This is a genomic window from Fulvivirga kasyanovii (assembly GCF_009711405.1).
GTDB lineage: Bacteria > Bacteroidota > Bacteroidia > Cytophagales > Cyclobacteriaceae > Fulvivirga > Fulvivirga kasyanovii.
Genome location: NZ_SMLW01000199.1, coordinates 1 through 1997, shown reverse-complemented (window position 1 = coordinate 1997; position 1997 = coordinate 1). Strand labels below are relative to the sequence as shown.

Annotated in this window: 1 protein-coding gene; it reads right to left on the bottom strand. The window is 38.6% G+C overall.

The annotated features are described in order from the left end of the window. On the bottom strand, positions 1–1978 hold a 1978-nt coding region (locus E1163_RS00795; RefSeq protein ID WP_155168624.1), incomplete at its 3' end, for an autotransporter outer membrane beta-barrel domain-containing protein. Positions 1979–1997: the final 19 nt, after the last annotated feature.

Here is a 1997-nt window from a genome sequence, read left to right as displayed (position 1 = left end):
TCAATTGTTTATCCAAATGTTGTTGTTCATTAAGTGCAGTAATCTTACCCTCTATTGTTGTTTGATTATTATATGCAAAGATTTTTTCCATCATATACCCGTCACCACAACCGTAAGGAGAGTAAGCTTTAACAGAAAAATAATTGATGCCTGGATTCAGAGTATTCTTATCAACCTCGTATTCTATTAATTGGCCATTGCCTAATCGAGCATCTCCTAATGAACTTAACGAACCATCAAAAAGCTCATAACTTATACCCTTTTGCGTGTTTTCTAAAATCAGTATAATCTTATCATCTGAATACTCAGTAGCATCTGATGTAAGTTGTTGTATAGGATTAACGGTAGCTCTCTTGAAAACCAACTCGAACCTCTCCCTACCAAACGTAGATGGCACGCTTTCATCAACACTAAAAGAAACTGATCCTGTTCTATCAGATATTACCTGAGAAGTTCCGAGATAATTATCTTTAAATATCACCTCATCGGCAAAAGTTTCATTAACCCCTTCAAAAGAAAATGAATATACACCAGTCTTTATATTAGTTAATTGAATTGCGGCAGAAAAAGAGCAATTTACTTCATCCACTGCATTGATGGCCAGTTCATCACCAGACGGAGTGGCTATAGATACATTATGTATTCGATTTGGTAATTTACGAGCATCATAAACAGCATCATATTCTTGCGTTGCTTTAGGAATATCAAAAAGCAGAAAAGCTCTATCCTCATTTCCTTGTGAGTCCATAGCAGAAATAACCACTCTATTGGTTCTGATCTCGCCATTTCTATAAAATGAAGGGTTTCGAGATGCTACTGTCTTAACGTTTTCCGTAGCAATCAATGAAGCGCCAGATGAAGTGGCCTGAACCCAAATGGCTTGCCCGGAAGCAGCTATCCCATCCCAACCTCCTCCGCCTGAGTACCTATATATACCTGATGCGCCGTCCCATACTGAAGCAACCGCCGCTATATTTGTTTTAGTCCAACTTTCAGAATTCCAATCTATAGGTGAAGGGTAAGGATTAACCACAAGGTTATAACCATCTCCTGCATCAGGAGTACTAGTAAAGCCAACTCCCAGATCCACGTTGCCTTGGTTTATTGTTCCAGTCACATCTATTGTAGCTCCCGATCCCGTATATTCAGCTCTCATATAAGCAGAATAACCTACGGTTGAAGAAACTGCCTCTGTATTTGAGTTCCCTGGATGACTTACCCACCCCTGATTTATGTCACCCGTAACAGATTCATCATAATAATACATAGAAGGATTTGTCCCTATACCTGTTCCTGTTGAAGCTCCTGTAAAAGTACCCGAAATAGGAAAATCATCTTGAAGATCAGCAACGGTGGCTCCGTTTACTGGTATGCCAAAATTCACCCACACATCAGATGCCATAAAATATCTCTGATAAGTTATATTGCCAGAAATTGATGACCCCGATGGAATTGCTGCTATAGCTGCGTCAGAATTAACATCAGAAAGTAGTGTAAAAGTACCTGAACCTGAACCATCAGCATCAAAGGTAACACTGCTCCCTAAAGTCAAAACCCCTCTTAAAGAAGTAGAAGCATTATTACTAATACTCTGATTAGCGTTTACGTCATAAAACCTTATTGTACCTAATCCTGAAATATTTTGTAAAGAAGAGCCTGAAAATGTTACTGTTTCTGTACTGGTAAAGCTTGTATTAACTGTAAAATCGCCATCAACACTAATAGATTGACTTGATGTAGCACTTGTAGCTCCAATGATAACATTATCATAATTGAAAGTTGGTATTGTTTGACTTGTTCCCTGGAAACTCATCGTATAATCAATAGGGGTAACAGCAGTAGTAGTACCTGGGGCAAAAACTCCCAAAACAACATATGTCTCTCCTGTTATAAAACTCTTATTAGCATTAAAAAATCTTAAATTTCCATAGGTTCCGGGAACAACAGTCTGTCCACTTTTTCCCGAATGATAACGCACAGTACCGGAAGCGGATGAA